This is a genomic window from Pseudomonas sp. NFACC04-2, assembly GCF_900119265.1.
Lineage (GTDB): Bacteria > Pseudomonadota > Gammaproteobacteria > Pseudomonadales > Pseudomonadaceae > Aquipseudomonas > Aquipseudomonas fluorescens_AA.
On sequence record NZ_FPJC01000001.1, the window covers coordinates 19,594 to 44,664 of the forward strand.

The 25,071-nt window shown below is 62.2% G+C and carries 24 protein-coding genes and 2 pseudogenes; 16 read left to right on the forward strand and 10 right to left on the reverse strand.

Translation table 11 applies throughout. The annotated features are described in order from the left end of the window. Positions 1–19: 19 nt before the first annotated feature. Together hpaR (BT125_RS00085) and hpaA are read right to left on the reverse strand one after the other, a co-directional pair. Entirely contained in the window at positions 20–442 is a 423-nt protein-coding gene (hpaR, locus tag BT125_RS00085) for a homoprotocatechuate degradation operon regulator HpaR (protein ID WP_060742174.1), read from the reverse strand. 62 nt (positions 443–504) lie between these two features. Next, complete coding sequence (gene hpaA, locus BT125_RS00090; protein WP_072404185.1) at positions 505–1,410, reverse strand: 4-hydroxyphenylacetate catabolism regulatory protein HpaA; 906 nt, start codon at positions 1,408–1,410, stop codon at positions 505–507. Positions 1,411–1,595: 185 nt separating this feature from the next. On the opposite strand from hpaA, the gene BT125_RS00095 reads away from it, so the two are divergent. The 8 genes from BT125_RS00095 (at position 1,596) to hpaI (ending at position 9,039) form a co-directional block, all read left to right on the forward strand. Continuing rightward, entirely contained in the window at positions 1,596–2,273 is a 678-nt protein-coding gene (locus BT125_RS00095) for a fumarylacetoacetate hydrolase family protein (RefSeq protein ID WP_072404187.1), read from the forward strand. Beyond that, a complete protein-coding gene (locus BT125_RS00100; protein ID WP_072404189.1) occupies positions 2,270–3,040 on the forward strand; it encodes a fumarylacetoacetate hydrolase family protein in 771 nt (256 codons plus the stop codon). Before BT125_RS00095 ends, BT125_RS00100 begins: the two co-directional genes overlap by 4 nt. A 5-nt stretch (positions 3,041–3,045) precedes the next feature. Then, entirely contained in the window at positions 3,046–4,506 is a 1,461-nt protein-coding gene (gene hpaE, locus BT125_RS00105; protein WP_072404191.1) for a 5-carboxymethyl-2-hydroxymuconate semialdehyde dehydrogenase, read from the forward strand. A gap of 214 nt (positions 4,507–4,720) precedes the next feature. Then, positions 4,721–5,578, forward strand: a complete 858-nt coding sequence (gene hpaD / locus BT125_RS00110; RefSeq protein ID WP_072404193.1) for a 3,4-dihydroxyphenylacetate 2,3-dioxygenase — start codon at positions 4,721–4,723, stop codon at positions 5,576–5,578. 84 nt (positions 5,579–5,662) lie between these two features. Then, positions 5,663–6,055 (forward strand): tautomerase family protein, encoded by a 393-nt coding sequence (locus BT125_RS00115; protein WP_072404195.1) that lies wholly within the window; start codon positions 5,663–5,665, stop codon positions 6,053–6,055. Between the two features lie 51 nt (positions 6,056–6,106). After that, positions 6,107–7,411 carry an MFS transporter gene (locus tag BT125_RS00120; RefSeq protein WP_072404197.1) on the forward strand — a complete coding sequence of 435 codons (1,305 nt, stop codon included), beginning with the start codon at positions 6,107–6,109 and terminating at the stop codon, positions 7,409–7,411. A gap of 12 nt (positions 7,412–7,423) precedes the next feature. Further along, on the forward strand, positions 7,424–8,227 hold the full coding sequence (gene hpaH, locus BT125_RS00125; RefSeq protein ID WP_060742166.1) for a 2-oxo-hept-4-ene-1,7-dioate hydratase: 804 nt from the start codon (positions 7,424–7,426) through the stop codon (positions 8,225–8,227). A gap of 14 nt (positions 8,228–8,241) precedes the next feature. Further along, positions 8,242–9,039, forward strand: coding sequence for a 4-hydroxy-2-oxoheptanedioate aldolase (hpaI, locus tag BT125_RS00130; protein ID WP_072404199.1), 798 nt, complete (start codon positions 8,242–8,244; stop codon positions 9,037–9,039). Between the two features lie 71 nt (positions 9,040–9,110). Here the strand turns inward: hpaI and hpaR (BT125_RS00135) are convergent, their stop codons facing one another. The 3 genes from hpaR (BT125_RS00135) to BT125_RS00145 form a co-directional block, all read right to left on the reverse strand. Continuing rightward, positions 9,111–9,533: a homoprotocatechuate degradation operon regulator HpaR gene (gene hpaR / locus BT125_RS00135; RefSeq protein WP_072404201.1), complete on the reverse strand. Its 423-nt coding sequence runs from the start codon at positions 9,531–9,533 to the stop codon at positions 9,111–9,113. A 280-nt stretch (positions 9,534–9,813) separates the two neighbouring features. After that, positions 9,814–10,755, reverse strand: coding sequence for a p-hydroxyphenylacetate 3-hydroxylase reductase component (locus BT125_RS00140; protein WP_072404203.1), 942 nt, complete (start codon positions 10,753–10,755; stop codon positions 9,814–9,816). 57 nt (positions 10,756–10,812) lie between these two features. After that, positions 10,813–11,982, reverse strand: coding sequence for a p-hydroxyphenylacetate 3-hydroxylase oxygenase component (locus BT125_RS00145; protein ID WP_072404204.1), 1,170 nt, complete (start codon positions 11,980–11,982; stop codon positions 10,813–10,815). 311 nt (positions 11,983–12,293) lie between these two features. Between BT125_RS00145 and BT125_RS00150 the strand changes: the two genes are divergently transcribed. The 6 genes from BT125_RS00150 (at position 12,294) to BT125_RS00175 (ending at position 17,169) form a co-directional block, all read left to right on the forward strand. Beyond that, entirely contained in the window at positions 12,294–13,592 is a 1,299-nt protein-coding gene (locus tag BT125_RS00150) for an NAD(P)/FAD-dependent oxidoreductase (protein WP_072404206.1), read from the forward strand. A gap of 44 nt (positions 13,593–13,636) precedes the next feature. Beyond that, the gene (locus BT125_RS00155; RefSeq protein ID WP_053122428.1) at positions 13,637–14,002 is read left to right on the forward strand and encodes a cupin domain-containing protein; all 366 of its coding nucleotides are present in this window, start codon (positions 13,637–13,639) and stop codon (positions 14,000–14,002) included. A 53-nt stretch (positions 14,003–14,055) separates the two neighbouring features. Beyond that, positions 14,056–14,715 (forward strand): helix-turn-helix transcriptional regulator, encoded by a 660-nt coding sequence (locus BT125_RS00160; RefSeq protein ID WP_072404208.1) that lies wholly within the window; start codon positions 14,056–14,058, stop codon positions 14,713–14,715. A 79-nt stretch (positions 14,716–14,794) separates the two neighbouring features. Further along, entirely contained in the window at positions 14,795–15,616 is an 822-nt protein-coding gene (locus BT125_RS00165) for a molybdenum cofactor biosynthesis F family protein (RefSeq protein WP_072404210.1), read from the forward strand. Further along, complete coding sequence (locus tag BT125_RS00170; protein WP_072404211.1) at positions 15,609–16,409, forward strand: SDR family NAD(P)-dependent oxidoreductase; 801 nt, start codon at positions 15,609–15,611, stop codon at positions 16,407–16,409. The genes BT125_RS00165 and BT125_RS00170 overlap by 8 nt, the downstream gene beginning before the upstream one ends. Then, positions 16,402–17,169 carry an SDR family oxidoreductase gene (locus BT125_RS00175; RefSeq protein WP_072404213.1) on the forward strand — a complete coding sequence of 256 codons (768 nt, stop codon included), beginning with the start codon at positions 16,402–16,404 and terminating at the stop codon, positions 17,167–17,169. Before BT125_RS00170 ends, BT125_RS00175 begins: the two co-directional genes overlap by 8 nt. Positions 17,170–17,338: 169 nt before the next feature. On the opposite strand, the gene feaR is transcribed toward BT125_RS00175, so the two are convergent. From feaR to BT125_RS00190, 3 genes are all read right to left on the reverse strand, one after another. Next, entirely contained in the window at positions 17,339–18,310 is a 972-nt protein-coding gene (gene feaR, locus BT125_RS00180; RefSeq protein ID WP_072404215.1) for a transcriptional regulator FeaR, read from the reverse strand. Between the two features lie 123 nt (positions 18,311–18,433). Next, positions 18,434–19,054 carry a DUF3156 family protein gene (locus BT125_RS00185; RefSeq protein ID WP_072404217.1) on the reverse strand — a complete coding sequence of 207 codons (621 nt, stop codon included), beginning with the start codon at positions 19,052–19,054 and terminating at the stop codon, positions 18,434–18,436. Next, positions 18,999–20,498 (reverse strand): APC family permease, encoded by a 1,500-nt coding sequence (locus tag BT125_RS00190; RefSeq protein WP_072404219.1) that lies wholly within the window; start codon positions 20,496–20,498, stop codon positions 18,999–19,001. The genes BT125_RS00185 and BT125_RS00190 overlap by 56 nt, the downstream gene beginning before the upstream one ends. Before the next feature lie 292 nt (positions 20,499–20,790). On the opposite strand from BT125_RS00190, the gene BT125_RS00195 reads away from it, so the two are divergent. Next, positions 20,791–22,119, forward strand: coding sequence for an alginate export family protein (locus BT125_RS00195; RefSeq protein ID WP_072404221.1), 1,329 nt, complete (start codon positions 20,791–20,793; stop codon positions 22,117–22,119). A gap of 148 nt (positions 22,120–22,267) precedes the next feature. Here BT125_RS00195 and BT125_RS29870 read toward each other — a convergent pair. Further along, positions 22,268–22,459: pseudogene (locus BT125_RS29870) on the reverse strand (methyl-accepting chemotaxis protein); the annotation flags it as partial. 105 nt (positions 22,460–22,564) lie between these two features. After that, positions 22,565–23,227 (reverse strand): annotated as a pseudogene (locus BT125_RS29850) (PAS domain-containing protein); the annotation flags it as partial. A 207-nt stretch (positions 23,228–23,434) separates the two neighbouring features. On the opposite strand from BT125_RS29850, the gene BT125_RS00205 reads away from it, so the two are divergent. Beyond that, positions 23,435–24,922, forward strand: a complete 1,488-nt coding sequence (locus BT125_RS00205; RefSeq protein WP_072404225.1) for an aldehyde dehydrogenase family protein — start codon at positions 23,435–23,437, stop codon at positions 24,920–24,922. The last annotated feature ends 149 nt before the right edge of the window (positions 24,923–25,071 follow it).

Below are 25,071 nucleotides of genomic sequence, written 5' to 3' on the forward strand. Positions count from 1 at the left end.
CACCACAAAAGCTTATGGCTCAGGGCTTGATGTTTTTCAGCTCATTGAGCAAGGCGAGCAGTTGCTGCATCTTTTCCTCGCCGAACTGTTCTTCGATCCGCCGGTAGTTGCCTTCCATGCCCTCGCTCATGGACACGAAGCACTGCTGGCCGCGTTCGGTCAGTCCAACGAAGACCCGCCGCTGGTCCTGGCTGGACTTCTGCCGACGCACCAAGCCGTCACGCTCCAGGCGACTTAGCACACCGGTCATGCTCGGCTTGAGAATGCAAGCCTGATGGGCGAGCTGATGGCTTTCCAGCTCACCTTGCTGATGGAGGATGCGGATCACTCGCCACTGCTGTTCCGTGAGGTCATGCTGGTTCAGCGCCGGGCGGAAAAAAGCCATCGCCGCTTCGCGGGCTTGCAACAACGTCAGGGTCAAAGAAGGTCTGGGGTTGGCCATGTTCGAACTGTGTGGGTGGGCGAGTCGGCAGCTTAGTGTCGCGGTCACAGCGCTGCAAGCGCTCAACGCAACCCCGATTGTCGTTGGCGATACTCCCCCGGCGTGAGTTGAGCGTAACGCTGGAAAAAACGACTGAAATACGCCGGGTCCTTGAACCCGAGCTGGTAGCAGATTTCATTGGCCGAGCTGCCGGTGAACAACAGCAGTCGCTTGGCCTCCTGCATCAGCCGCTCCATGATCAGACGCTTGGAAGGCAGGTCGGCGATGCGTCGGCACACGTCGTTGAGGCGCGCCTCGGTCACACCGATGCCCTCGGCGTAGCGCGACAGCGGCCAATGTTGCAGGTAGTGGGCTTCGATCAGCTCATTGAAGCGATGAAAGATCTTCAGGTCTTCATGCCGTGCCGGCCTGGCTTCCAGGGAGTTGGAACACAGCCGCAACAGACTGATCATGATCAACCGCGTCAACCCATCCAGCGCCCCACTGCGCCCCGGACGCGCCGCCGCTACTTCCTCGCTCAGTTCCTCAAACAAGTATTCCAATCGCCGCACCTCCCCCGCCTGCCCAGGCCCCAGTTGCGCCAAGGCCACGCAGGCAGCCGGCATTTGCACACCCGCCGGCGCCAGGCTTGGGTCGGCGTCGATCAACTGCCACACCAATTGCTGACGCACCGTCAGCACATGCCCGTCACTGTCGGCTTCGGTCACGAAGGCATGGGGAATGGTCGGTGGAGTGAGGAAGAACATCGGGCCGGATTCGACGTACTGCTGGTCATCGAGGTACACACGCACAGTGCCGCTCTTGACGTAGTGCACCTGGAAGAACCGGTCGTGGCGATGCACCGGCATGTTGCGGCCGAAAAAACCCGCCAGGTTGGCGAGCCGGTCGTAATGCACTTCGGCGTCGCTGTAGCGCTGGTCATACACCTGACCAATGTTGATGTTCGGGATCGGCGGGCGGTCGGTCATCACGCAGGGCTCGTTTTTATTCTGATTCAGGTACCTGTCGCACTCATCCTGCACCGAATCCGACGGGGCAACCAGTGCCGGTCATTCTGTCACGCTTGACGATAGTTAACATCTTAATTATAACTGTTAACACATTAACAATAACCGCAGAGCCCTCATCACTCTGCCATCGCCAGGAGACAAGCATGAGCCGTGCCCTGCATGACGTCGCGACCGGCACCCTGTTCGGGGTCGCGCTGAACTACCAGGGGCTGCTGAAACAGCGCCTCGCCGAGTTCGAGCAACCGCCCTACCAGAAGCCGCCGCTCAAGCCCGTGCTGTTCATCAAGACGCCCAATACCCGCAACCGGCACGGCGCCGCAGTGGTTCATCCGGGTCATGGCGAAAGGCTGCAACCCGGACCGGCCCTGGGCGTGGTGATGGGCAAGTCGGCCAGTCGCGTCAGCACCGCCGAAGCCCTGGACTACGTGGCCGGCTACACCGTAGTCAATGAATTCAGCCTTCCGGAAGACAGCTATTACCGCCCCGCCGTCAAGGCCAAGTGCCGGGACGGCTTCTGTGCCATCGGCCCGGAACTGGTGCCGCTAGCCCAGGTGGCTGACCCCCACAGCCTGGCGATCACGCTGTACGTCAATGGCGAGGTGTGCCAGCAAAACAGCACGGCCCATTTCGTTCGCAACATTCCCCAGTTGATTGCCGAAATCAGCGAGTTCATGACCCTGCATGCCGGCGACGTCCTGATCACCGGTACGCCTGAGGGGCGGGTCGACGTATTGCCCGGTGACCGTGTCGAAGTGGACATCAGCGGCCTGGGCCGTCTGGTCAATAACGTCGTGGCCGAGGAAACAGGAGCAGGTTCATGAAACACGCGCGCATTCGTTTTGAAGGCCAGGATCACGCCGTCACCGTCGAAGCTCACAACACCGTACGCCTGGCGGACGGTCGCCTGCTGGCCGAGGACCAGGTCCAGTGGCTGCCACCGGCCACCGGCAGCATGTTTGCCCTGGGCCTGAACTATGCCGATCACGCCGCCGAACTGGCGTTCAAGCCACCGACCGAACCCCTGGCGTTCATCAAGTCGCCAGGGACCTACACCGGCCATAACCAGGCGACCTGGCGTCCCGACAACGTTGCCTACATGCATTACGAGTGCGAGCTGGTGGCGGTCATTGGCAAAACCGCGCGCAACGTCAAGCGCGAGGATGCGCTGGATTACCTGGCCGGCTACACCGTGTGCAACGACTACGCGATCCGCGACTTCCTGGAAAACTACTACCGCCCCAACCTGCGGGTGAAGAACCGTGACGCCACGACCCCAGTCGGCCCATGGATCGTCGATGTGGCCGATGTGCCGGACCCGAGCAACCTGAAGCTGCGCACCTGGATCAACGGCCAGTTGCGCCAGGAAGGCAGCACGAAGGACATGATTTTCGACATCCCCTACCTGATCGAATACCTGTCCAGCTTCATGACCCTGCAGCCCGGCGACATGATCGCCACCGGCACGCCGGAAGGCCTGGCGGACGTGGTGCCCGGTGATGAAGTGGTGGTGGAAGTGGAAGGCGTCGGCCGCCTGGTCAATCGAATTGTCAGCGAAGCCGAGTTCTTCGCATCTCGTAAAGAGGCTTGAGCAGCATGATCAAACATTGGATCGACGGCCGTGAGGTCGAAAGCAAAGACGTCTTCGTCAACTACAACCCGGCCACCGGCGAGGCCATCGGAGAAGTCGCCAGCGGCGGCGCCGAGGAAGTGGCCCAAGCGGTCGCGGCAGCCAAGGAAGCGTTTCCGAAATGGGCCAATACCCCGGCCAAGGAACGCGCCCGGCTGATGCGCAAGCTCGGTGAACTGATCGAGCAGAACGTGCCGAAGCTGGCCGAACTGGAAACCCTCGACACCGGTTTGCCGATTCACCAGACCAAGAACGTGCTGATCCCGCGGGCCTCCCACAACTTCGATTTCTTTGCAGAAGTCTGCACGCGGATGGACGGCCATACCTACCCGGTCGACGACCAGATGCTCAACTACACCCTGTACCAACCGGTGGGTGTCTGCGCGCTGGTATCGCCTTGGAACGTGCCGTTCATGACCGCGACCTGGAAGACCGCGCCGTGCCTGGCCCTGGGCAACACGGCCGTACTGAAGATGTCCGAACTGTCGCCGCTGACCGCCAACGAGCTGGGGCGCCTGGCCGTCGAGGCCGGCATTCCCAATGGCGTGTTGAACGTGATCCAGGGTTACGGCGCCACCGCCGGCGATGCACTGGTGCGCCACCCGGATGTACGGGCAATCTCCTTCACCGGTGGCACCGCCACCGGCAAGAAAATCATGCAGACCGCCGGGCTGAAAAAGTACTCGATGGAACTGGGCGGCAAGTCGCCGGTGCTGATTTTCGAAGACGCCGACCTGGAACGGGCACTCGACGCGGCACTGTTCACCATTTTTTCTCTCAATGGCGAACGCTGCACCGCCGGCAGCCGGATCTTCATCCAGGAAAGCGTCTACCCGCAATTCGTGGCCGAGTTTGCCGCCCGCGCCAAACGCCTGATCGTCGGCGACCCGCAAGACCCGAAAACCCAGGTCGGTTCGATGATCACCCAGGCCCATTACGACAAGGTCACCGGCTACATCAAGATCGGCCTCGAAGAAGGCGCCACCCTGCTGGCAGGTGGCCTGGAACGCCCGGCCAACCTGCCGGCGCACTTGAGCCGCGGCCAGTTCATACAGCCGACGGTGTTCGCCGACGTCAACAACAAGATGCGCATCGCCCAGGAAGAAATCTTCGGCCCGGTGGTGTGCCTGATCCCGTTCAAGGATGAAGCCGAGGCCTTGCAACTGGCCAACGACACCGAATATGGCCTGGCCTCGTACATCTGGACCCAGGACATCGGCAAGGCCCATCGCCTGGCCCACGGCATCGAGGCCGGCATGGTGTTCATCAACAGCCAGAACGTGCGCGACCTGCGCCAGCCTTTCGGCGGCGTGAAGGGTTCCGGAACCGGTCGCGAAGGTGGACAGTACAGCTTTGAAGTGTTCGCCGAGATCAAGAACGTGTGCATTTCCATGGGCAGTCATCACATACCGCGGTGGGGGGTATAACCGCACCGATTGATACCCCGTGCACCTATGGCAAGTGATACACCCTGTGGCGAGGGAGCTTGCTCCCGCTGGGCTGCGAAGCGGCCCCCGCTTTTCCTGGCGATTGCTGCGCAATCGAGCGGGAGCAAGCTCCCTCGCCACAAGGTTCATCATCGATACTTGATTCACCCGCTGTCCCGAGATTCAACAAGAACAATTTTTCAGGAGAATCATCATGGGCGAAGTCGTCCTGGCTGCGAAAATCTGCCACGTTCCCTCGATGTACCTGTCGGAGCTGCCCGGCAAGCACCACGGTTGCCGCGCCGCCGCGATTGCCGGCCACAAGGAAATCGGCCGTCGCGCCCGTGAACTGGGGGCCGATACCGCCGTGGTGTTCGACGTGCACTGGCTGGTCAACAGCGCCTATCATGTCAACAGCGGCGAGCACTTCAAGGGCGTCTACACCAGCAACGAGCTGCCACACTTCATCAAGAACATGGAGTACGAATACTCAGGCGCCCCGGAACTGGGCGAGCTGATCGCCGCCGAGGCCAATGCCGTCGATGTGCGCACCCTGGCCCACAACATCCCAAGCCTTGAGCTGGAATACGGCACGCTGGTGCCCATGCGCTACATGCACATGGATGTCCCGCAGGAGCAGAAACTCAACGTCGTTTCGATTGCCGCCTGGTGCGCCTGGCATCGCCTGCAAGACAGCTTCATCTTCGGCGCCGCCGTGCGCCGGGCCATCGAGAAAAGCGACCGCAAGGTGCTGGTGCTGGCATCCGGTTCGCTGTCGCACCGTTTCTCCGATGATCGCAACGCTGAAGCCAACATCCACAACTGGACACGGGAATTCGACAAGCAGGTCGACCTGCACGTCGTCGAGATGTGGCGCCAGGGCCGCTGGAAAGAGTTCTGCGCGATGCTCCCGGACTATGCCGAACACTGCTTCGGCGAAGGCAAGATGCATGACACGGCGATGCTGCTGGGGTTGCTCGGCGGACCGGACTACGACAAGCCCGCCGAAATCATCACCGAGCCTTTCGGCAGCTCCGGCACCGGCCAGATCAACGCCATTTTCCCAGTCTAAGAAACCGCCACAAGTTGCAAGCGGATCGCTTGCAACTTGCCGCTTGTAGCTCACCACTCGAAGCTGCCGACGCAGGAGGCTCCCATGCCGCATTTCATCGCTGAGTACACCGACAACATCGAACGACAAGCCGACCTGCCCGGCCTGTTTGAAAAGGTCCACGCTTTGCTGAGCGACAGCGGCGTGTTCCCCCTGGGCGGTATTCGCAGCCGCGGCGTGCGCCTGGACACCTGGCGCATGGCCGACGGCAAGCATGATTACGCCTTCGTGCACATGACCTTGAAAATCGGCCATGGTCGCGACCTGGCCACCCGCCAGAACGTCGCGGAAAAACTCTTCGAAATGATCACCGCGCACTTCGAAGAACTCCAGACCGAGCGTCTGCTGGCGCTGTCGTTCGAAATGATCGAACTGCACGAGCAACTCAACTTCAAGGCCAACAATGTCCATGCCTTCCTCAAGGCCCAGACAAGCTAAGCCTGCCTACCCGTTCGTCCCATCGGCCTCTCTGACAAAAAGTACAAGATCATGAGCACAGCCAATACCGCCAACACTGCCGGCACCGTCGCCCACGACCGCACCCATGCCACCATCACCTGGCGGCTGATGCCGTTGCTGCTGGTCTGCTACCTCTTAGCCCACCTGGATCGCATCAACATCGGCTTCGCGAAGATGCAGATGAGCGCCGACCTGCAATTCAGCGATACGGTCTACGGCTTCGGCGCCGGCCTGTTTTTCATCGCTTATGCGCTGTTTGGCGTGCCCAGCAACATGGCCCTGGACCGGGTCGGTCCGCGACGCTGGATCGCCACGCTGATGGTGGTCTGGGGTGCCCTGTCCACCGGCATGTTCCTCATCGAGAGCGCCGCGGGTTTCTACGTGTTGCGCTTCCTGCTCGGCGTAGCCGAGGCTGGTTTCTTTCCTGGCATCCTGGTCTTTCTCAATCGTTGGTATCCGGCCCGGCGCCGGGCCCAGGTGACCGCCTTGTTTGCCATTGCCGTACCGATGGCTGGGGTGATTGGCGGTCCATTGTCCGGCGGCATTCTCGAGCATTTCCATGACCTTGGCGGGTTGCGCGGCTGGCAGTGGATGTTCGTCATCGAAGGGCTGCCGGTAATCCTGCTCGGCCTCGTGGTGCTCAAGTGTCTGCCGGACAGTTTCGAGACGGTCAACTGGCTCACACCGCACGCCAAGCAGCAATTGCGTGAACAACTGAGCCTTGAAGAACAGCGCAAATCCATTACCTCGTTCTCGGCGATCCTCAACAACCCACAGGTCTGGCTGCTGGTGGCGGTATATTTCGCGGTGATGCTGGCGGTGAACACCCTGGCCTTCTGGATGCCGACCCTGATCCATGGCGCCGGCATCGGCAGCGATGGCAAGGTCGGGCTGCTCAGCGCGGTGCCCTACCTGGCGGGCTGCTTTTTCATGATCGGCTGCGGGCGCTCCTCCGACCGCAACCGTGAACGCCGCTGGCACCTCTGCGTGCCGCTGTTGATGGCTGCGGCAGGCATTGCCGTCGCCGGGCTCTCACCCGCGAACCCGACTCTGGTGCTGACTGGCCTGATCGTCGCCGGCATGGGTGCCAGTGCGGCGCTGCCGATGTTCTGGCAATTGCCGCCGGCCTTCCTGTCCAACGGCACCCAGGCCGCCGGCATCGCCCTGATCAGCTCCTTCGGCAGCATCGCCTCGTTTTTCGCGCCCTACCTGATCGGCTGGATGCGCGACACCACCCAGAGCGCCAGCCTCGCCCTGTACGTACTGGCCCTGCTCATCGCCCTTGGCGGCTTGCTGGTGCTGCGCACCCGGGCGGCCATCGTCAATCCTCAATAAGAGACCCTTGCCATGCTTGACCAGACCTTCATCCAGCAAGCCGCTGCCCGCCTCGACCGTGCCGAACGCTCCCGCGAACAGGTACGGCAGTTTTCCCTGGATCACCCGGACATCACCATTGAGGATGCCTACGCCATCCAGCGTGCCTGGGTGGCACAAAAAATCCAGGACGGGCGCAAGCTGGTCGGCCACAAGATCGGCCTGACCTCCCGCGCCATGCAAGTGTCGTCGAACATCACCGAACCCGACTACGGCGCGCTGCTGGACGACATGTTCTTCGACGAAGGCACCGATATTCCGTTCGAGCGTTTCATCGTGCCACGGGTGGAAGTGGAGCTGGCGTTCATCCTGGGCAAGCCCTTGAAAGGCCCCAACGTGACGGTGTTCGACGTGCTCGACGCAACCGAATGGGTGATCCCGGCGCTGGAAATCATCGATGCGCGTATCCAGCAGATCGACCCGCAGACCAAGGCGACCCGCAAGGTGTTCGACACCATTTCCGACAACGCTGCCAATGCCGGGGTGGTCATGGGTGGCCGCGCCGTACGCCCGACCGAGATCGACCTGCGCAAGGTGCCGGCAGTGCTCTATCGCAACGGTGTGATCGAAGAGTCCGGTGTCTCGGCGGCGGTGCTCAATCACCCGGCCAAAGGCGTGGCCTGGCTGGCGAACAAGCTGGCGGCCTATGACGTCACCCTGCAACCGGGACAGATCATCCTCGGTGGCTCCTTCACCCGCCCCGTGGCCGCCAACCCCGGCGATACCTTCCATGTCGACTACGACATGCTCGGTTCCATCGCCTGCCGTTTCGTCTGATCGGAGACCACCTCATGGACATGCCCATCAATACCTTCAAGCAACGCCTGCGCAGCGGCGAGGCACAGATCGGCCTGTGGCTGGGGTTGGCCGATGCCTACTGTGCGGAACTGGCGGCCAATGCCGGCTTCGACTGGCTGCTGATCGACGGCGAACACGCGCCCAACGATTTGCGCACCCTGCTCGGCCAGCTCCAGGCCGTGGCGCCCTACCCCGGCCAGCCGGTGATACGCCCGGCGGTCGGTGACACGGCGTTGATCAAGCAGGTGCTCGACATCGGCGTTCAAACCCTGCTGGTGCCAATGGTGAAAAGCCCCGGCCAGGCCCGCGAACTGGTGCGCGCCATCCACTACCCGCCCCAGGGTATACGTGGCGTCGGCAGCGCGCTGGCCCGGGCGTCACGTTGGAACAGCATCCCCGGTTACCTCGACAAGGCCGATGAACAGATGTGCCTGCTGGTGCAGATCGAGAGCCGCGAAGGCCTGGCCAACCTGGATGCCATTGCCGCAGTGGAAGGTGTGGATGGGGTCTTTATCGGCCCGGCGGACCTGAGCGCGTCCATGGGGTTTCGCGGCAATCCCGGCCACCCGGAGGTACAAGCGGCCATCGAAGACGCCATCGCCCGCATTCGCCAGGCCGGCAAAGCCGCCGGGATTCTCAGCGCCGATGAAGAACTGGCTCGCCGTTACATCGAACTCGGCGCGGCGTTTGTCGCGGTGGGCGTGGATACGACGGTGTTGATGCGGGGCTTGCAGACACTGGCGGCGACGTTCAAGGACCTAGCGAAGCCCGCGGTTGGGGGCGTGTACTGACTGACGTTGCCGGATACCCTGTGGCGAGGGAGCAAGCTCCCTCGCCACAGAAGCGGGTTCGCTTGCGGATCTCAGCGCCTGATCATCTTCAGCTCATTGAGCAACCCCAGCAACGTCTGCAGTTTTTCCTCCCCTAACTTGTGCTGCAAACGCCGGTAGTTCTCTTCCATGCTCTGGCTCATCGAATCGAAGCTCGCCTGCCCTTGCGGCGCCAGGCGCACCAGCACCCGCCGTTGGTCCTGTTCGGCCTTGCGCCGCACCACCATGCCCGCCGCTTCCATGCGCACCAGCACACCAGTCATGCTGGGCTTGAGGATGCAGGCCAGTTCGGCCAGGCGATTGATCTCCAGCTCGTCGTGCTGGCTGAGAATCCGGATGACTCGCCATTGCTGCTCGGTCAAGCCGTGCTGATTGAGGGAAGGCCGGAAAAAACCCATGGCCGCTTCACGGGCCTGTAGCAGGGTCAAGGTCAAGGATTGGCGCGGCTTGGGCATGGATTGGGTTCGCGAGAGGATTTAGTTAATGAGTTAACTAAATCTTAACAGCTTCCAATCCATATCGGACTATCCGTTCACAGAATCCGGATCAGCGATGGAACTTGTGGCGAGGGCGCTTGCTCCCGCTGGGCTGCACACATAACCCTGTGGGATCGAGCTTGCTCGCGATAGGGGCCTGTCAGTCAACATCCGTATCGACAGGGCCACCGCCATCGCGAGCAAGCTCGCTCCCACAGAAATGCATCGGCTTGAGCAGGGTGGATGCCAGTCATGTCGCTCAAGCGCCCTTGATCACACCCTTGAGCACTTGTTTGAAATGCTCGACCTGTTCTTCGCTGAACTGGCCGAACACCTTGTCCTGCTGTTCCTTGGCGATGGCCCAGAGCCCTTCGGTTTCATCGATGCCCTTGGCGGTCAAGCGTACCCGCTCGCCTTCATCGCTCACCAGGCCCTTGCGCTTGAGGTTGGCCACAGCCTCTTCGATCTCGCGCACCGGCATCGCCACCTCCCGCTGCAGGTCGCACAGGTTCAGCCCGGCGTCGTTCTCCAGCACCATCAACATCCGCGCTTCGCTGGTACGCAACCCAGTGGACAATTGACGCGGCTGGTAGCTGGCCTGATAAGCCCGCAGCGCCTGGGTCATCAGGTAGTACAGGTTATGGCTCAAGCGGCCCTGGAAATGACTGCTGGGGGACTGGCCCTCTTCCCGTTTGGTCATGCGAGTGTGGGGCAACACCATCGAGTAGGCGCCCTGGTGATAGAGCAAGGGCGAGCGTCCGAAATCGTCAAAGGCCAAGACCTTGCCGATCATGATCCAATGATCGCCGCCATCGACCTGCTGGAATTTTTCACAGTGAAAACGCGCCGAGCAATCGACAAACACCGGGGCGCCACCTTCGCCGGTCTCGAACTGGATTTCAGCGAAACGGTCCTCCTTGGGTCGAGCGAAGTTGTTCGACAGGTCGATCTGGTCGGCAGCCAGCACATTCACCGCAAAATGGCTGGCGGCTTCGAACACTTCGTGGCTGCTGGAGCGCTTGTCGATGCTCCACAGGATCAGTGGCGGGTCCAGGGACACCGAGTTGAAACTGTTGGCCGTCACACCGACCTTGCGGCCATCTTCAGAGGCGGCGGTGACCACGGTCACGCCGGTGGCGAAGTTACCCAGCGCCCGGCGGAACGCGCGGGTGTCGAAAGCGGTATCACAAAGAGTGGACATGCAAGACTCCCGGCCGCCTCAAGGGGCGGCCTCGATTATTGTTCTAAGGACAGGCGGTCAAACCATGGACGGATCGGGTTCGAGCCCCATCAACTCACGACCGAGGATCTGCGCGCAGACGTCGTAGTCGGTGTAGGCATGGGCGCCGGTCAGGTGGGCATCGCGGAACAGCCGTTGCAACTCGTTGTTCTCGAACCAGGCGCCGCCGCCGGCTGCCTCCATCAAGCGGTCGACAGCCTGGATGCACATCTTGGTGGCGTACCCCTGGTTGGTCCGCCAGAACGCCAGGGTTTCCCGGCTGGGGTATTCGTGGCGCTCGCCATGTTCGGCGTGCTCCTGCCAGGTTTTCTCGAGGAAGGCACGGGCCGCCGCCACCTGGTGGGTGGATTCGGCCAGGCGCATCAACGCCGGGGTAGCGGCACCGACGGCCGCGCCGGTGTAGGCCCGCACGCGGTTTCTGGTTTTCTCGCGAAAGACCTCCAGCATGCGTTCGGCCACGCCCAGGCTGACCGTGGAGAAACCACTGGCGAAGTACGGCCGGTACGGCGAGTAGAAAATCTTGCTGTCGGGGTACAAGCCGAATCCGCCGGACTTGCCTTCCATCATGTCCTTGGCCTTCTGAATCCGGTGTTCCGGCACGAAAGCGTTGTCGATGATCAACGTCTTGCTGCCACTGCCGCGCATGCCCACCGCGAACCAGTCGTCGCGAATTTCATAATCGCTGCGCGGCAGCACCGCAAAGCAATAATCCTGGGTGCCTTCGGCGTTTTTCCGGCGAAAACCTACGATCGCCCATTCAGCGTGATCGCAGCCACTGCTCCAGCCCATTTCACCGCTGAACATCACACCGCCGTCGACCTCCTCGGTGCGGCCAAACGGCGCGATGCTGCTGCTGGCGGTGGCATCCGGGTCATCGCCCCAGACCTCTTGCTGGGCCTTGGCCGGGAACATTGCCAACTGATGGCTGTGGGTGCACAACAGGCTCATGGCCCAGGCCGTGCTGGCACAGGCACCGGCCAGCAGCGCGATGCAATCGGCGAACTGCGGCAGGGAAATCTCCAGGCCACCGTAGGGTTTCGGCTGGAAGGCCCGGTGCATGCCGATGCTTTTGAGCAGGGCGATATTCTCGGCAGGCACGCTACGGTCTTTCTCCGCCTGGAAGGCATGGGCGGCGATGGCCGGCAGGAGGGGCTTGAGGTCTTCGAGCAGCGGGTTTGGCTTTTTCATGGACGGGCTCTTTTATTATTGGCGTCTGCCGACCCCGCCTTTGCCCGGCAACCTCAGGTTGCGCAAACAGCGGGATCAGTGATTAAGGCCGGTCCAGTATGGGCAATCGCGGGCAGGTGAAAAATGCACCTTCCAGATCCAAGATTGTACTTTTCATGGGCCAGGTTTCGGCGCCATGGCGCGCTCGGTCAAAGATGCCGGCACGGATGATCAAGACAAGTACCTCGCCAAGGCCCTTAATAGGGCTATCCCTTGCAATGCCTTGCGTAGGCGTGGCAACGGAGTTTCCTTTCCATTTGTCAGGTTGCGTCATGATCAATATCGAAACGCCCACCTATTACACGGCCACCAAGAAATACAACCTCAGCTTCCCCACGCTGGAACAGGACGTGGAAGCCGACGTCGTGGTCATTGGCGGTGGTTTCTCCGGCATCAATACCGCGCTGGAGCTCGCCGAAAAAGGCATCGCCAACATCGTGGTGCTGGAGGCACGTTACCTTGGGTTCGGCGGCACCGGGCGCAATGGCGGGCAGATCATGGCCGGCATCGGGCATGACCTGGAAAAGATCAAGAAGGACGTCGGTGAAGACGGCCTGCGCCAGGTCTTCGAAATCAGCGACCTGGGCGCCGACATCATCAAGGACCGTATCGCCAAGTACGCCATCGATGCCGACTTCTGCCATGGCTACGGCTACATGGGATTCAACGCCCGCCAGGAAAAAACCCTGCGAGCCTGGGAAAAAGACTTCAAGTCGATCAATAGCAAACATGAGATCCGCTTCCTCGGCGGCTCCGACGTGCAGCAGATCATCGGTTCCAAGGCCTACAGCAGCGCATTGCTGCACATGGGCGGCGGGCATGTGCACTCGCTGAACCTGCTGCTGGGTGAAGCCAAGGCGGTGGTCAGCCACGGCGTGCGGATTTTCGAAAACAGCCCGGCCCTGGAAGTCAGCTATGGCGAACGCATCACCGTGCGCACCGGACGCGGCTCGGTCAGGGCCAGCAAGCTGCTCTGGGCCTGCGACAGTTTCCTCAACAAGCTGGAACCGGAACTGCACCGCTCGACCATCAACACCTACGCCTTCCAGATGATGACCGAGCCACTGTCGGACGAACTGATCCAGCGCATCAGCCCGATTCGCGGTGCCTACAGCGACATTCGCCCGGTGATCGACTACTACCGCGTCACCAACGAAAACCGCCTGCTGTTCGGTGCCGCCACGCCGCTGGTGGAACACATTCCCCAGGATCTCAAGGCCTGGAACCGGCGCTTGATGCTGAAGATTTTCCCGTACCTCAAGGACGTGAAGATCGATCTGGCCTGGGGCGGGCCGATGGCCTGCAGCCCGAACCTGTTCCCGCAGATCGGCACCCTGCCGGGGCGCAGCAACGCGTTTTTCGTCCAGGGTTACTCAGGCTTTGGCGTCACCCCGAGCCACATCATCTGCAAGGTGCTGGCCGAAGGCATGAGCGAAGGCTCGGCGCGCTACGACCTGGTCAGTTCGATCCACCGCCCGACCATCATCGGCAAAGACGCCATTCGTCCATTGCTGCTGACTGCCGGCAAATCCTGGCATCAGTTGTCGGGCTACTGGAACGGCCGTCGCTGACGGCCAATCTCCTTCTTTCTTTCAATCATCAGGAGTCACCTGCCATGCCCCTCATCACCCTCGAAAAAGATATCCAGCTGTCCGACCTGGACGCCTGGGGCACCGTCGCCGACCTGGGTTCGCAGATTCTCGAAGGCGAAGTCAAGGCCTTCGGCAAGATGACCTTCGGCGCCCCCACCGACCCGGTCAGCAGCGCCTACTTCGGTACCACTCAAGGCAAGTTCCGGATGGTCTACCCCTTCGCCGAACAAGCCACCGTGGTCACTGGTGAAGTGGTCCTCACTGACGAAGCCACCGGCCAGAGCACTCGCTACAAGGCCGGCGACAGCTGGTTCGTGACCAAGGGCACGCCGGTGCTGTGGGAAGTGGTCAGCGAAAGTTTCGTCAAGCACTACTTCGCGGTAGTCTGACCGGACAGGGCTGCCGGCCCCACCGGCGGCCCCCCCTTGCGCAGGTAGCGACCATGAACGTCATCCCTACCCAGGACATCGCCGGCCATTGCTTGCACGCCTTCACCCAACTGGTTCCCGTCAGCCGGGCGGCGTTCTACTGCGTGGATCGGCAGTTGCAAGCCCACGACTTCAGCCTCCATGGGATGAGCGGCGAGATGCACCGCGACTACCTGGACAATTACCGCCAGTTCGACCCACTGCACCCGCGCCACTGCGCGTCCAGCGAACTGGCCGTGGTGCCGCTGGACCTGGCGATGGCCCGCCAACCGTTGCGTGACAACCATCGTTATCGCGATTTCCTGCAACGCTACGGCGTGGTCGACGTGGTGGAAGTCTTCGCCCATCGCGATGGCCAGCCCCAAGCCGCGATTTCGTTGTTGCGCACCGCCGAGCAAGGTGTCTTCACCCGTCAGCAGTTGAGCCAACTCAGCGCGTTGCAGGCCTTGCTGCAACTGGCCGTGGCCCATTTGCCGGCCCATGAGGATGCCCTGGGCGACTTGACACCCAAGGAACGCCAGATTGCCTGGCTGCTACGTCAAGGCGTCAGTAACAAACAATTGGCCCGGGAACTGGGGGTGGGCTTGCCGACCATCAAGACTCACCTGATCCACCTGTTCCGCAAAGTCGGTGTGAGCAGTCGTACCGAGCTGGTCAGCGCACTGTTCCTCTGATCAACCATTCGGTTGATAGGCCGCCACTGCGCGGCGCCGCATGATCCGAGTGGCTAATTCAACCACCGGAGCCTTGCAAATGAGCACATCTACAGACTGGATCACCGTCGGCGCCCTGGCCGATGGCTTTGCCCCCGAAGCCTTCATCCTGCCAAACCTGGCCGACCTGGACGGCAAGACGTTCACTCTGCACTTCGCCAACGGCTGGCAGATCGAGCATCGCTTCGAGCAGGACACCCTGACCTGGAACGCCGCCGATGGGCATTCCAGCGGCACCGCCACCTACCGGGCCACATCCGTGCGCCCGGGCCTGTACCTGGTGGACTTCATCAAGCGCGAAGGCGAGCTGACCTCGTCGATAAGCCTCGTGCTCGATACCGCCAGCGCCGCCTTCACCGCCGTGATCGGCCGCATGCCAAGCCAGCCAGAAACCGGCGAAGGCCTCTACAGCCGGGCATTGGCCGGCAAGCCACTGACATCGGTTCAAGCGCAGTTCCTGCACGGTAGTCTCGACCGTCCCTGGCAGCCTGGCCTGTGCTCGCACGCACCGACCACCGAGCTGGTGGGGCTGCGCAACCTGTATCGCTATAGCCCGAGCGAAGTCTACGAACACATTTATCTCAACGACCAATTCTACTCGTGGCAGTGCCTCAAAGGCGTCGAGCAAGGCCTGTGCGACACCGATCGCTGCGACACCTACAAGATCGCCGATCAGTTGTACCTGTTCGTGTGGCGAGAAAAAATCATCCCGACTCTGGGGTTGGTGCTGATCGACCTGCAGCAGCACCGCAGCGACGGCAAGATCTTCGGCTATGCCGGTGAGTCCTTCGATGAGTTTTCCAATTTTCCGGTCAGTTCCTACTGCCAAGTGCTCAATCAGACGGAGTATCCCGATGCCTGAATCACGCACCGTCGTGATCACCGGTGCCGGTACCGGCATCGGTGCCGCCTGCGCCCGCCTGTATGCCGCCGAAGGGGCCAACCTGGTGCTGATTGGCCGCCGTCGCGAACCCCTGGAAGCAATCGCCGAGGACATCGGCGGCCTGGTGCTGGTGGGCGACGCGGCCTGTCCAGACACCTGGGACGGCTTCGTCGAGCAGATTCGCACGCACTATGGCCGACTCGACGTGCTGCTCGCCTGTGCCGGTGGCTTGGGAATGGGCAGCGCCACTGAGACTCAGCCATCGGCCTGGGAAGCGGCACTGCGCAGCAACCTCGACAGCGCTTTCTACAGCACCCGAGCGTGCCTGCCACTGCTGCAGGAAAGCGCCGGCAACATTGTGCTGATCGCCTCCATCGCTTCATTGGCGGCAGGCCCCCACGTGTGCGGCTACACCTCCGCCAAGCACGCACTGCTGGGCCTCAACCGCTCCCTGGCAAGGGATTACGGGCCTCACGGCGTAAGGGTCAATGCGGTCTGCCCAGGCTGGGTCCGCACGCCCATGGCCGATGAAGAAATGCAGGCATTGATGCAGTTCCATGACGAAACGTTGCAACAGGCCTATGACCGGGTCTGCGCCGATGTACCGTTGCGCAGAGCGGCCAGTGCCGAGGAAATCGCCAACGTCTGTCGCTTCCTGGCTTCGCCCGATGCGTCGATCATCACCGGGGCGACGCTGGTGGCCGATGGTGGCTCCAGCATCGTCGACGTGCCGACACTGGCCTTCAGCCGAATGGAGGCCAGCGATGTCTGAGGATCTGGATTTCAGCGGCCAGACCGTACTGGTCACAGGCGGCGCCCAGGGCATTGGCCGGGCCATCGTCGAAGCGTTTGCCCTGCGCGGGGCTCGTGTGGTCATTGCCGACCTGGGCCTGGCCCGCGCCGAGGCGGTAGCTGACGAACTGGCGGCCGTGGACTGTCAGGTGCAGGCGGTGGGTGTTGACCTGGCCGACGCGACGGCGATCTTCGAAATGATGACCGCGCTGGAACAGCGCTTGGGAAGACTGGACACCCTGGTGCACAACGCCGGGTATTTTCCACTGACGCCGTTCGCCGAGATCACCCCGGCGATACTTGAACGAACGCTGGCGGTGAACCTGTCGGCGCTGTTCTGGGTGACCCAGGCGGCGCTGCCGATGTTCCGGCGCCAGGGCCGAGGCTGCGTGCTGGTGACCTCCTCGGTCACCGGCCCGCGGGTGGCGTATCCGGGGCTCAGCCACTACGCGGCCTCCAAGGCCGGGGTCAACGGTTTCATTCGTAACGCCGCGCTGGAACTGGCGGCTGAGAATGTCCGCGTCAACGGGGTCGAGCCGGGCATGATCGCGACACCGGCCATGGCCAACCTGGGCGACGATGAAGTCAACCAGGACATTGCCCGCCGGGTGCCGCTGGGTCGATTGGGCCAACCGAGCGACATCGCTGGCGCCATGCTGTTCCTGGCGTCGAGCCTGGCCAGTTATGTGACCGGGCAGACGTTGGTGGTCGATGGGGGTTCGACGTTGCCGGAGGTCTGAGGCTGAGTGGGAGAGTCAGCTTGCGGTGAGGGTGGATGGACTACCGTCATCGCGAGCAGCTCGCTCACACACTTTCCAGTGTCACCCACAAAAAGCATATTCATCACAAATCCCTTTGTGGGAGCGAGCTTGCTCGCGATAGCGATCGTCCAATCAACGACGACCTCATTCACGCCACCCCCTGCCCCACCTGCCCCACCTGCAAACGGCTGGAGCGAAACTCCTTGGGCGACAGCTCGAACTGCTTCTTGAACGAACGGCTGAAATGCGCCGAATCGGTAAAGCCCCACTTGTAGGCGATGGACGTAATGGACTCGTCCCGCAGGAACGGGTTGGTCAGGTCATCGGCGCTGCGCTTGAGGCGGGCCCGCTGGATGTAGCGGCAAACACTGTCATCCTGCTCTTCGAACAAACGATACAGATGCCGCACCGAAATATTCAGCCGATTGGCCAGGCCCACCGGGCTGAGGCCGGGTTGGGTCAGTGATTCGTCGATGACCTTTTGCACGTAGCTGCGCAGGTGGCTGCCCTGCAAGGCCACCCCTTCGTCACGGCCATCGCTCCCCTGTTCCAGGGCCGAGCCCAACAGTGAAACGAAAGCACTCTGCAAGGCTTCACCCTCGCCCGCCGCGCTCTCGCCGTCCGGTGTGTCCTTGCACAGTTGGTCCATCAACACATGCAGCATCCGTCCACACGCCTTGCTGGACGACACCTTGCCGAAAGTCTTGGTTTCCCCGCCCAGTTGTCGCGACACCTCCTGACGAGACAAGGACAGCACCGCATGCTCGATCAGGCCGAACGGGGTGATCTCAAGCGCCCCAACGGAGTCCATCAGCAACAATTCACCGGGCGCCAACTGGATGCTCCGACCGCTCTGGGTAATGCGGCAGTAGCCGCTGCGCTGGCTGACCAGAAGGCAATCCTGGTCATCATCGTGATCGGCGTTGGGTGAGTGACGCTTGATGCTACCGGCATTGGTGCGCAGGTTCGCGAGGGCAAGGCCACCCCGATGGAAATTCGATACTTCGCCAATGAACAGCGCGCGATTGAAGGCCAGCTCGGTCTCGAAGTGGCCGCAAGTCGCCCGCAGATCCCGGTTCCAGGTGTCCAGACCGTCCTGCCCAACCTGTTGCATGCTCATGGCATTCTCCGCAGTGGCTTTTTGTTTTTGTGCGGCAATAGTTAACATGTTATCTATATACGCGCAACAAGTACCTGATCGCCAGAGCAGTAGCAGGAATGATGCCAGGACCGCACAACAGGATCAGAGCGTTGCCAGTACCCGCTGCAGGCCGTTCAAGGTTGCCAGCAAGGCGCCGCGCTGCTCGCGGCTCAACGGGATATAGCGCCGAAAGGCCGGCATGCGATTGACCACTTCGCTACCGCCCATGTGTTCCAGGCGCACGCACCACTGGCGCCCCTGCAGATCGATGCGCAGCCGTTTGAAATCCAGCGGCATGAGGGCCTGATACAGCGCGGGATCCTTCTCCACGGCCGCCTGCAACCGCGCCGCCAGGTCACTGCGCCCGTCCCGCTGCCGGCAACGAATGCCGCTGCGCCGCAGAGCCCCGCCGTGGTGCAGTTCCAGGCGTGCCGTGCCCTCTCGGGAAGCAGGCACGCGCAGGACGAACTCGGTCATCACCAAGTGCATCAACAACTGCGACTCGGTGCGTTCGACAATCTCCAACTGCAAGCTGCCGTCGTCGGTGGCAGCCGTCGCCATCGCCGGCCCCGCCACCTCGAATCGCGCCAATGCGAGGTTGCGCCGCAGGTGCTCAAGGGTCACCCCGGGCCTATAACCGGCCGGGGCGCGTCGGGCGCTGAACAACTCAGACAGTTTTTGCAGCAGGGTCGATAAACTCGCCCGCAGGTTGCCCTGGCTCATGGGAAAACTCCTTGGCCAGCACGTCTTCCACCGACGCCGGCTTGAATGGATTGACCTTCTGCACCACCAGGGTCCAGAACAAGGCATACGCCGCGGTGCCGCCGAGCATCACCGCGAAGGGCACGTAGATGTCCGCCGGATTCATGCCGGGCGGGGTGATGAACCACATGCCCAACACAATGCCGACACTGGACAGGATCTGCGGCAACGGGAACCACGGCGAGCGATAGGCCCGCGGCAGATCAGGGCGACGAATCCGCAGGCTGACCACCGACACGGTCACCAACAGATAGGCAAAACTCCAGGCGCACACCGCGGCCAGCACCAGGTGCATGATGTTGTCGGGGTTGCCGCCCAGCCACAGCGCATGCAGGCAAGGAATCAGCATCGCCACCAGGATGCACACCAACGGCGTCTTGAAGCGTGGATGCAGATAAGTGAAGACCTTCGGCAACGCGCCGTCCACCGCCATGCCGTAGAGAATCCGTGGCACGCCGGCCATCAGGGTGTTGATGGTCGCCGCACCGGCGAACAGAAAACCAATGCCCAGCCACATCGGGCCGATATCGCCCATGACCTGTTCGGCGAACCGTGGAATCGCCATGGGGGTGTCCAGCAGATGCACACCACTGGTGGCATCGAGCAGCACGTTTTCCACCTGGCGCTTCATCGCCGCGCCGTAGATGAACATGCAGGTGGCAACGCTGAACAAGCCCAGCATCATCGCCCGGGGCATGGTCCGGGCCGAGTGGCGCAGGTCCGGTGCCAGCGGCGTGACGAATTCGCAGCCGACAAACATGAACATGGCCATGCCCACCAGCGACAGCACCGTGACCAGGTCGGTGCCCACCACGGAAGCGCCGAACCAGCCCTCCAGCTCCACCGCCGGCGCCGCGATCAAGCCCAATACGCCGAACACCATCAAGGTGGTCCACATGCCGAACGTCAGGATGATCTCGGCTCGGCCAAAAGCACTGACACCGAACGCATTAAGCACGCCAAACACCACCACGAACCCCACGCCCAGCAACCAGGAACCACCTGCCGATTCGGCCAGGGTGTTGAGGTGTTCGAAGTTCACCAGGGCCATGACCCCGGCCAGGATGGTCTCGGCGGTACCGGCGAACACATGGACAATCAGATAGGCCGACAAGGTGCCGGTGATCGCGAAGAAACGCCCCATGCCACAGTTGATGTAGTCATAGACCGAGCCGGTGGTCGGAAGAATCGACGCCGCCTCGGCGAATGTCGTCGCCTGGGCCAGCATCATCACCACGGCGATCAGCATCGCCAAGGCAAAGGCGCTGCCGCCGATGCCAAAGCCCATGGTCGCAGTAAGAATCACGGGGCTTGCCATGATCAGGCCAATGGTGCTGGCCAACGCGGTGGGAAACCCCACCGAACCCCGGTTCAAGTGCTCGGTGAGCCTGTCATTGATCGACATCGTGCAGATCCTCGAAAGCGGATTTTTAGTATGGATGCCACAGCCGTCCAGGAGCCGGCGATCATGCCTTCCCCAACCGGTCCCTGATCGAAACGGCGTTGCGTGCAGCCTTACTCTGCGCCGCCCCTGCCCCGGGCGTCTTGCCCGTGTCTGCCGCCGGTTTTGTTGCTGCCTGCCAACGCTGCCGCCCTGGCGGCCTGGATCAACTCCATGGCAGGCAGGTGAAAGACTTCCCCGGGTGCCGCTCCCTTTAATGCGCGCTCTGCTGTCCTATCACACTGGGGAATCCACCATGGAGCACACACGCCGTACACCTTTGCTGCGCAATGCCATCGGCTTGGGCATCGCCCTGTTGGTCGCCGATTCATCGGCTCACGCTTATGAGCTTTACGCCGACGAAGACACCACCGTCACCGGCAACTTCCTGGCGGTCTACGGACTGTTCAACAGCCGCAAGAACTACGACGGCACCGCCGGTGGTTCGAGCTGGCGCGAAGGCTTCATCAAGTATGGCCTGAGTATCGACCAGACACTCGGCAGCCTGGGCAGTGTCTACGGCACGGCCAACCTGGTCAGCTCCGGCACCTGGGGCGATGGTGATGCGGCCGGCCTGAGCGACGGCTCAGAACACACCACGAAGTTCGACGAAGCCTTTGCCGGCTGGCGTTCGGGGGATCTGTTCCCGGCACTGGGCAAGGACGGCGTTGACCTGTCCTACGGTCGCCAGGTGATTACCCTCGGCGATGGTTTCATCATCAACGACGATGGCTTGAACCTGGGCAAAGGCGTGGCCGATGGCGAGCTCAATCGCGGCGGCGCCTATTACCTGGCAGCCCGGCATGCCTTCGACAAGACCGCTGTGCTGCGCCTGGGCGGCAAGGAAGGCACGCACGGCAGCCTGATGTGGCTCAAATCGGACAACCGCGCCCAGGCCAACACCGAAATGGCCGCCGGCACCCTGGAATACACCGCGGCGCCTGGCACCCTGGGGCTGACCTATATCCATGGCCTCAATGTCGATGACCGCTACGCCAGCGATTTCCAGAAGCAGCGCGAAGGCATGGACATCTACAGCCTGCGCGGCGCCGGCAATGCCGGCATCGAAAATGCGCATTTCGCCTTCGAGTACGCCTGGCAGGACAAGGACGCGGGCCCGGAGAAAGCCTGGTACGCCGAAGCCGGCTACACCTTCGCCGACCTGCCCTGGACACCGGACCTGACCTATCGCTACAGCCGCTATTCCAAGGACTGGGACTCGATGTTCAACGGCCAGAGCCGCGGCTATGGCACCTGGTTCCAGGGCGAAGTGGCGGGCAACTATGCCGGACCGTTCAACAGCAACACCGCCATTCAGCACGTCGGCCTCAAGCTCAAGCCGACGCAAACCGTGACCATTGGTGCACTGTTCTTCGACTACCAGACCCTGCACACCCGCCAAGCGCTGAATCTCGACGCGCAGGAGCTGGACCTGTACGTGGAATGGGCGGTGAACGAACACCTGATCGTCACGCCGCTGGTGGGCCTGTACAAGCCGCAGAAGGATGCGGACAACGGTGGCAATCAGGTCGGTGGCAACGGCACCAACGCCTATAGCCAGTTGGTGGTGGCGGTTCCGTTCTGACAACCAACCGCAGGAGCTGCCGCAGGCTGCGACCCTTTGATCTTTCGTTTGGGGCTCAGCTCGCTCGAGACTCAAGCGCCGGGGAAAGATCGCAGCCTCGCTCCGCTCGTCAGCTCCTACGGGGTAGCGATTACCTTGTCTATCTGTGCTGGTGCAGCATGGTCTGGATCTGATGGGTCGCCTGACGGGTGCTTTGCGCCAGCTTGCGCACCTCATCGGCCACCACCGAGAAACCGCGCCCGACCTCACCGGCCCGGGCCGCTTCAATCGCGGCGTTCAAGGCGAGCAGATTGGTCTGGTCGGCGATGCCCTTGATCACCCCTACCACGGTGGCAATCTGGGCGTAGGTCACCTGGTTCTGCTCCAGCATGCGCTGATGGGTGGACTGGGCCGAGCGCTCATCGCTGATATCACGCACCGCACCGATGACCCGGACCAGTTGCCCGTACGGGTCGCGTACCGCCCGCCCGCGCTCGCGGCACCAGATGTAATCCCGGCGCTTGTGGCGCATGCGGTATTCGAAGACATATTCACCGCTGCCCTGGGGTCCGAGGATCTCCCGGTCGAAAATGGCCATGATCTTGGGCAGGTCATCCGGGTGAGTGATGCCAACCTGGGCATCCCAGCCATCGGGCAAGTCGTCGGGCTCGTAACCCAGCAGCGAACGAAACTGACTGGAAAAGCGCATGGCACTGGCCGGGTGCTGGAGATCACCGTCAACCACAGTAATGTCCCAGCAGCCTTCCGTCAGGGTCGACTGCAGCAACTCCCAGATATGCGCATCCTGGCGATGTTGCTGCAGCTGCTGGTTGTGTTCGCCCAGACGACGCTCAAGCACCTGCTCACGCTCGCGGGCTTGCTCCAGTTGCTGGCGAGCCAGGTGCAACGCCTGCTCGCTTTGCTGCCAGCGCAGGGTTTGCGCTTCCACTTGTGCCTCGGCCTGGTGCAACTGCGCAGTGACACTCGTCATTTGCTCCGCGTGCTGCTCAAGGACGGCCCGCAGTGGCGGATAGGCGTCGAGCGTCGGCGTGCCCTCCGGTTCGCCGGCCAGCACACGCTGCACCTGTGCGATCAACGCCAGTTTCTGTTTGTTGGTCTGGAGAAACATCGCCCGCCCCTTTGCCTATCAAGTCGAAACCGGATCTGATCGCAAACCGGCCAGGCTGGCTTGTCCCTGCCTGCATGGGCCTTGCTCCAGGCTGCCAGCCCCGCGGGCTGGCAGCCACAGACATACAGCGAGGCAGGCACAGTCAAGCCGGGCGGTCGTGCCGGGATTACTCTCGGGCTTTCCCTTGTTCGCGATCAGGAAACCCTCATGAGCGATATTGCCCTGCTGCCTCAGGTCGAAGCCTTTCTCGGTCGACGCCACGCCCTATTCATCGACGGAGGCTTTGTCGAAAGCCAGAGCCGCCAGACGCTGGACGTCCTCAACCCCGCCACCGGCCAAGTCATCGCCCAGGTCAGCGATGCCACCCCCGGCGACATCGATGCGGCCGTGGAATCGTCCCGTCGCGGCTTCGAGCAATGGTCTCAAACCGCGCCGGCGGTGCGCGGCCATGTGCTGCTCAAGTTGGCGGACCTGTTGGAGCGCAACCGCGAAGAACTGGCGCAGATCGAAACCTGCCAGTCGGGAAAGATCATCCACATCTCCCGGGCCTTCGAAGTCGACCAGGCGGCACATTTCCTGCGCTACTACGCTGGCTGGGCGACCAAGATCAATGGCGAGACGATCACCCCCTCGTTGCCCTCCTTCGCTGGCGAACGCTACACCGCGTTCACCTTGCGCGAACCGGTTGGGGTGGTGGTCGGTATCGTGCCGTGGAATTTCTCCACCATGATCGCCATCTGGAAATTGGCCTCAGCGCTGGTGACCGGTTGCAGCGTCATCATCAAGCCCAGCGAGTTCACGCCCCTGACCATTCTGCGCATCGCCGAACTGGCCATGGAGGCCGGCCTGCCGGCCGGGGCCCTGAATGTGTTGACGGGCGGCGGCCAGGTGGGCAAAGGGCTGATCGAGCACCCGGGCACCAACAAAGTTTCATTCACCGGTTCCGTGCCCACCGGCCTGGCGGTGGGCCAGGCGGCCATGGGCGCCGGGTTGACCCGGGCGACCCTGGAACTGGGCGGGAAGAATGCGGCGGGGTTCCTGCGTGACATCGACCCCGAGGTGGCGGTCAACGGCATCATCGAGGCGGGCTTTCTGCATTCGGGACAAATCTGCGCGGCGGCGGAACGGTTCTTCGTCCACCGCTCGCAGATCGAGTCGATCATGGACAAACTGGCCCAGCGCCTGGGCAAACTCACCATAGGCTCGCCCCTGGACGAACGCACCGAATTCGGCCCGGTAACCAACCGCCAGCACCAGCACAAACTCGCGGAATTCTTCGCCAAGGCCCGCGCGCAGAACAACACCATCGTCCACGGCGGCAAGCTGATCGATGGGCAGGGTTGCTATGTCGAGCCGACCATCATCCTTGCCAATCGCCGCGACGACGCCTTGCTCAACGAAGAAACCTTCGGCCCGATCGCCACGTTCTTTCCTTACGACACTGAGGAGGAACTGCTGGAACTGATGAACGACACACCCTACGGCCTGAGCGCCAGCCTCTGGACCAACGACCTGGGCAAGGCCCTGCGCATGGTCCCCGCCATCGAAGCGGGCACGGTATGGGTGAACATGCACACCCTGCTCGACCCGGCCGTGCCTTTTGGTGGCAGCAAATCTTCCGGGGTGGGCCGTGAGTTCGGCAGTGCATTCATCGACGACTACACCGAACTGAAATCGGTGATGATCCGCTACTGAGCAACAAAAGGGCTCTGGAGCGACACCCCAGAGCCCTCCCCAGCCCCCCTTTGTGGGAGCGAGCTTGCTCGCGATAGCGGACTGTCAGCAATAACGATGCCGACTGACACAACGCCATCGCGAGCAAGCTCGCTCCCACAGTTTTTCCG

Excerpts from the sequence above, each read along its gene's own strand:
- hpaR (WP_060742174.1), bottom strand. The coding sequence starts at position 442 with ATGGCCAACCCCAGACCTTCTTTGACCCTGACGTTGTTGCAAGCCCGC.
- hpaA (WP_072404185.1), bottom strand. The coding sequence starts at position 1,410 with ATGACCGACCGCCCGCCGATCCCGAACATCAACATTGGTCAGGTGTAT.
- BT125_RS00095 (WP_072404187.1), top strand. The coding sequence starts at position 1,596 with ATGAGCCGTGCCCTGCATGACGTCGCGACCGGCACCCTGTTCGGGGTC.
- BT125_RS00100 (WP_072404189.1), top strand. The coding sequence starts at position 2,270 with ATGAAACACGCGCGCATTCGTTTTGAAGGCCAGGATCACGCCGTCACC.
- hpaE (WP_072404191.1), top strand. The coding sequence starts at position 3,046 with ATGATCAAACATTGGATCGACGGCCGTGAGGTCGAAAGCAAAGACGTC.
- hpaD (WP_072404193.1), top strand. The coding sequence starts at position 4,721 with ATGGGCGAAGTCGTCCTGGCTGCGAAAATCTGCCACGTTCCCTCGATG.
- BT125_RS00115 (WP_072404195.1), top strand. The coding sequence starts at position 5,663 with ATGCCGCATTTCATCGCTGAGTACACCGACAACATCGAACGACAAGCC.
- BT125_RS00120 (WP_072404197.1), top strand. The coding sequence starts at position 6,107 with ATGAGCACAGCCAATACCGCCAACACTGCCGGCACCGTCGCCCACGAC.
- hpaH (WP_060742166.1), top strand. The coding sequence starts at position 7,424 with ATGCTTGACCAGACCTTCATCCAGCAAGCCGCTGCCCGCCTCGACCGT.
- hpaI (WP_072404199.1), top strand. The coding sequence starts at position 8,242 with ATGGACATGCCCATCAATACCTTCAAGCAACGCCTGCGCAGCGGCGAG.
- hpaR (WP_072404201.1), bottom strand. The coding sequence starts at position 9,533 with ATGCCCAAGCCGCGCCAATCCTTGACCTTGACCCTGCTACAGGCCCGT.
- BT125_RS00140 (WP_072404203.1), bottom strand. The coding sequence starts at position 10,755 with ATGTCCACTCTTTGTGATACCGCTTTCGACACCCGCGCGTTCCGCCGG.
- BT125_RS00145 (WP_072404204.1), bottom strand. The coding sequence starts at position 11,982 with ATGAAAAAGCCAAACCCGCTGCTCGAAGACCTCAAGCCCCTCCTGCCG.
- BT125_RS00150 (WP_072404206.1), top strand. The coding sequence starts at position 12,294 with ATGATCAATATCGAAACGCCCACCTATTACACGGCCACCAAGAAATAC.
- BT125_RS00155 (WP_053122428.1), top strand. The coding sequence starts at position 13,637 with ATGCCCCTCATCACCCTCGAAAAAGATATCCAGCTGTCCGACCTGGAC.
- BT125_RS00160 (WP_072404208.1), top strand. The coding sequence starts at position 14,056 with ATGAACGTCATCCCTACCCAGGACATCGCCGGCCATTGCTTGCACGCC.
- BT125_RS00165 (WP_072404210.1), top strand. The coding sequence starts at position 14,795 with ATGAGCACATCTACAGACTGGATCACCGTCGGCGCCCTGGCCGATGGC.
- BT125_RS00170 (WP_072404211.1), top strand. The coding sequence starts at position 15,609 with ATGCCTGAATCACGCACCGTCGTGATCACCGGTGCCGGTACCGGCATC.
- BT125_RS00175 (WP_072404213.1), top strand. The coding sequence starts at position 16,402 with ATGTCTGAGGATCTGGATTTCAGCGGCCAGACCGTACTGGTCACAGGC.
- feaR (WP_072404215.1), bottom strand. The coding sequence starts at position 18,310 with ATGAGCATGCAACAGGTTGGGCAGGACGGTCTGGACACCTGGAACCGG.
- BT125_RS00185 (WP_072404217.1), bottom strand. The coding sequence starts at position 19,054 with ATGAGCCAGGGCAACCTGCGGGCGAGTTTATCGACCCTGCTGCAAAAA.
- BT125_RS00190 (WP_072404219.1), bottom strand. The coding sequence starts at position 20,498 with ATGTCGATCAATGACAGGCTCACCGAGCACTTGAACCGGGGTTCGGTG.
- BT125_RS00195 (WP_072404221.1), top strand. The coding sequence starts at position 20,791 with ATGGAGCACACACGCCGTACACCTTTGCTGCGCAATGCCATCGGCTTG.
- BT125_RS00205 (WP_072404225.1), top strand. The coding sequence starts at position 23,435 with ATGAGCGATATTGCCCTGCTGCCTCAGGTCGAAGCCTTTCTCGGTCGA.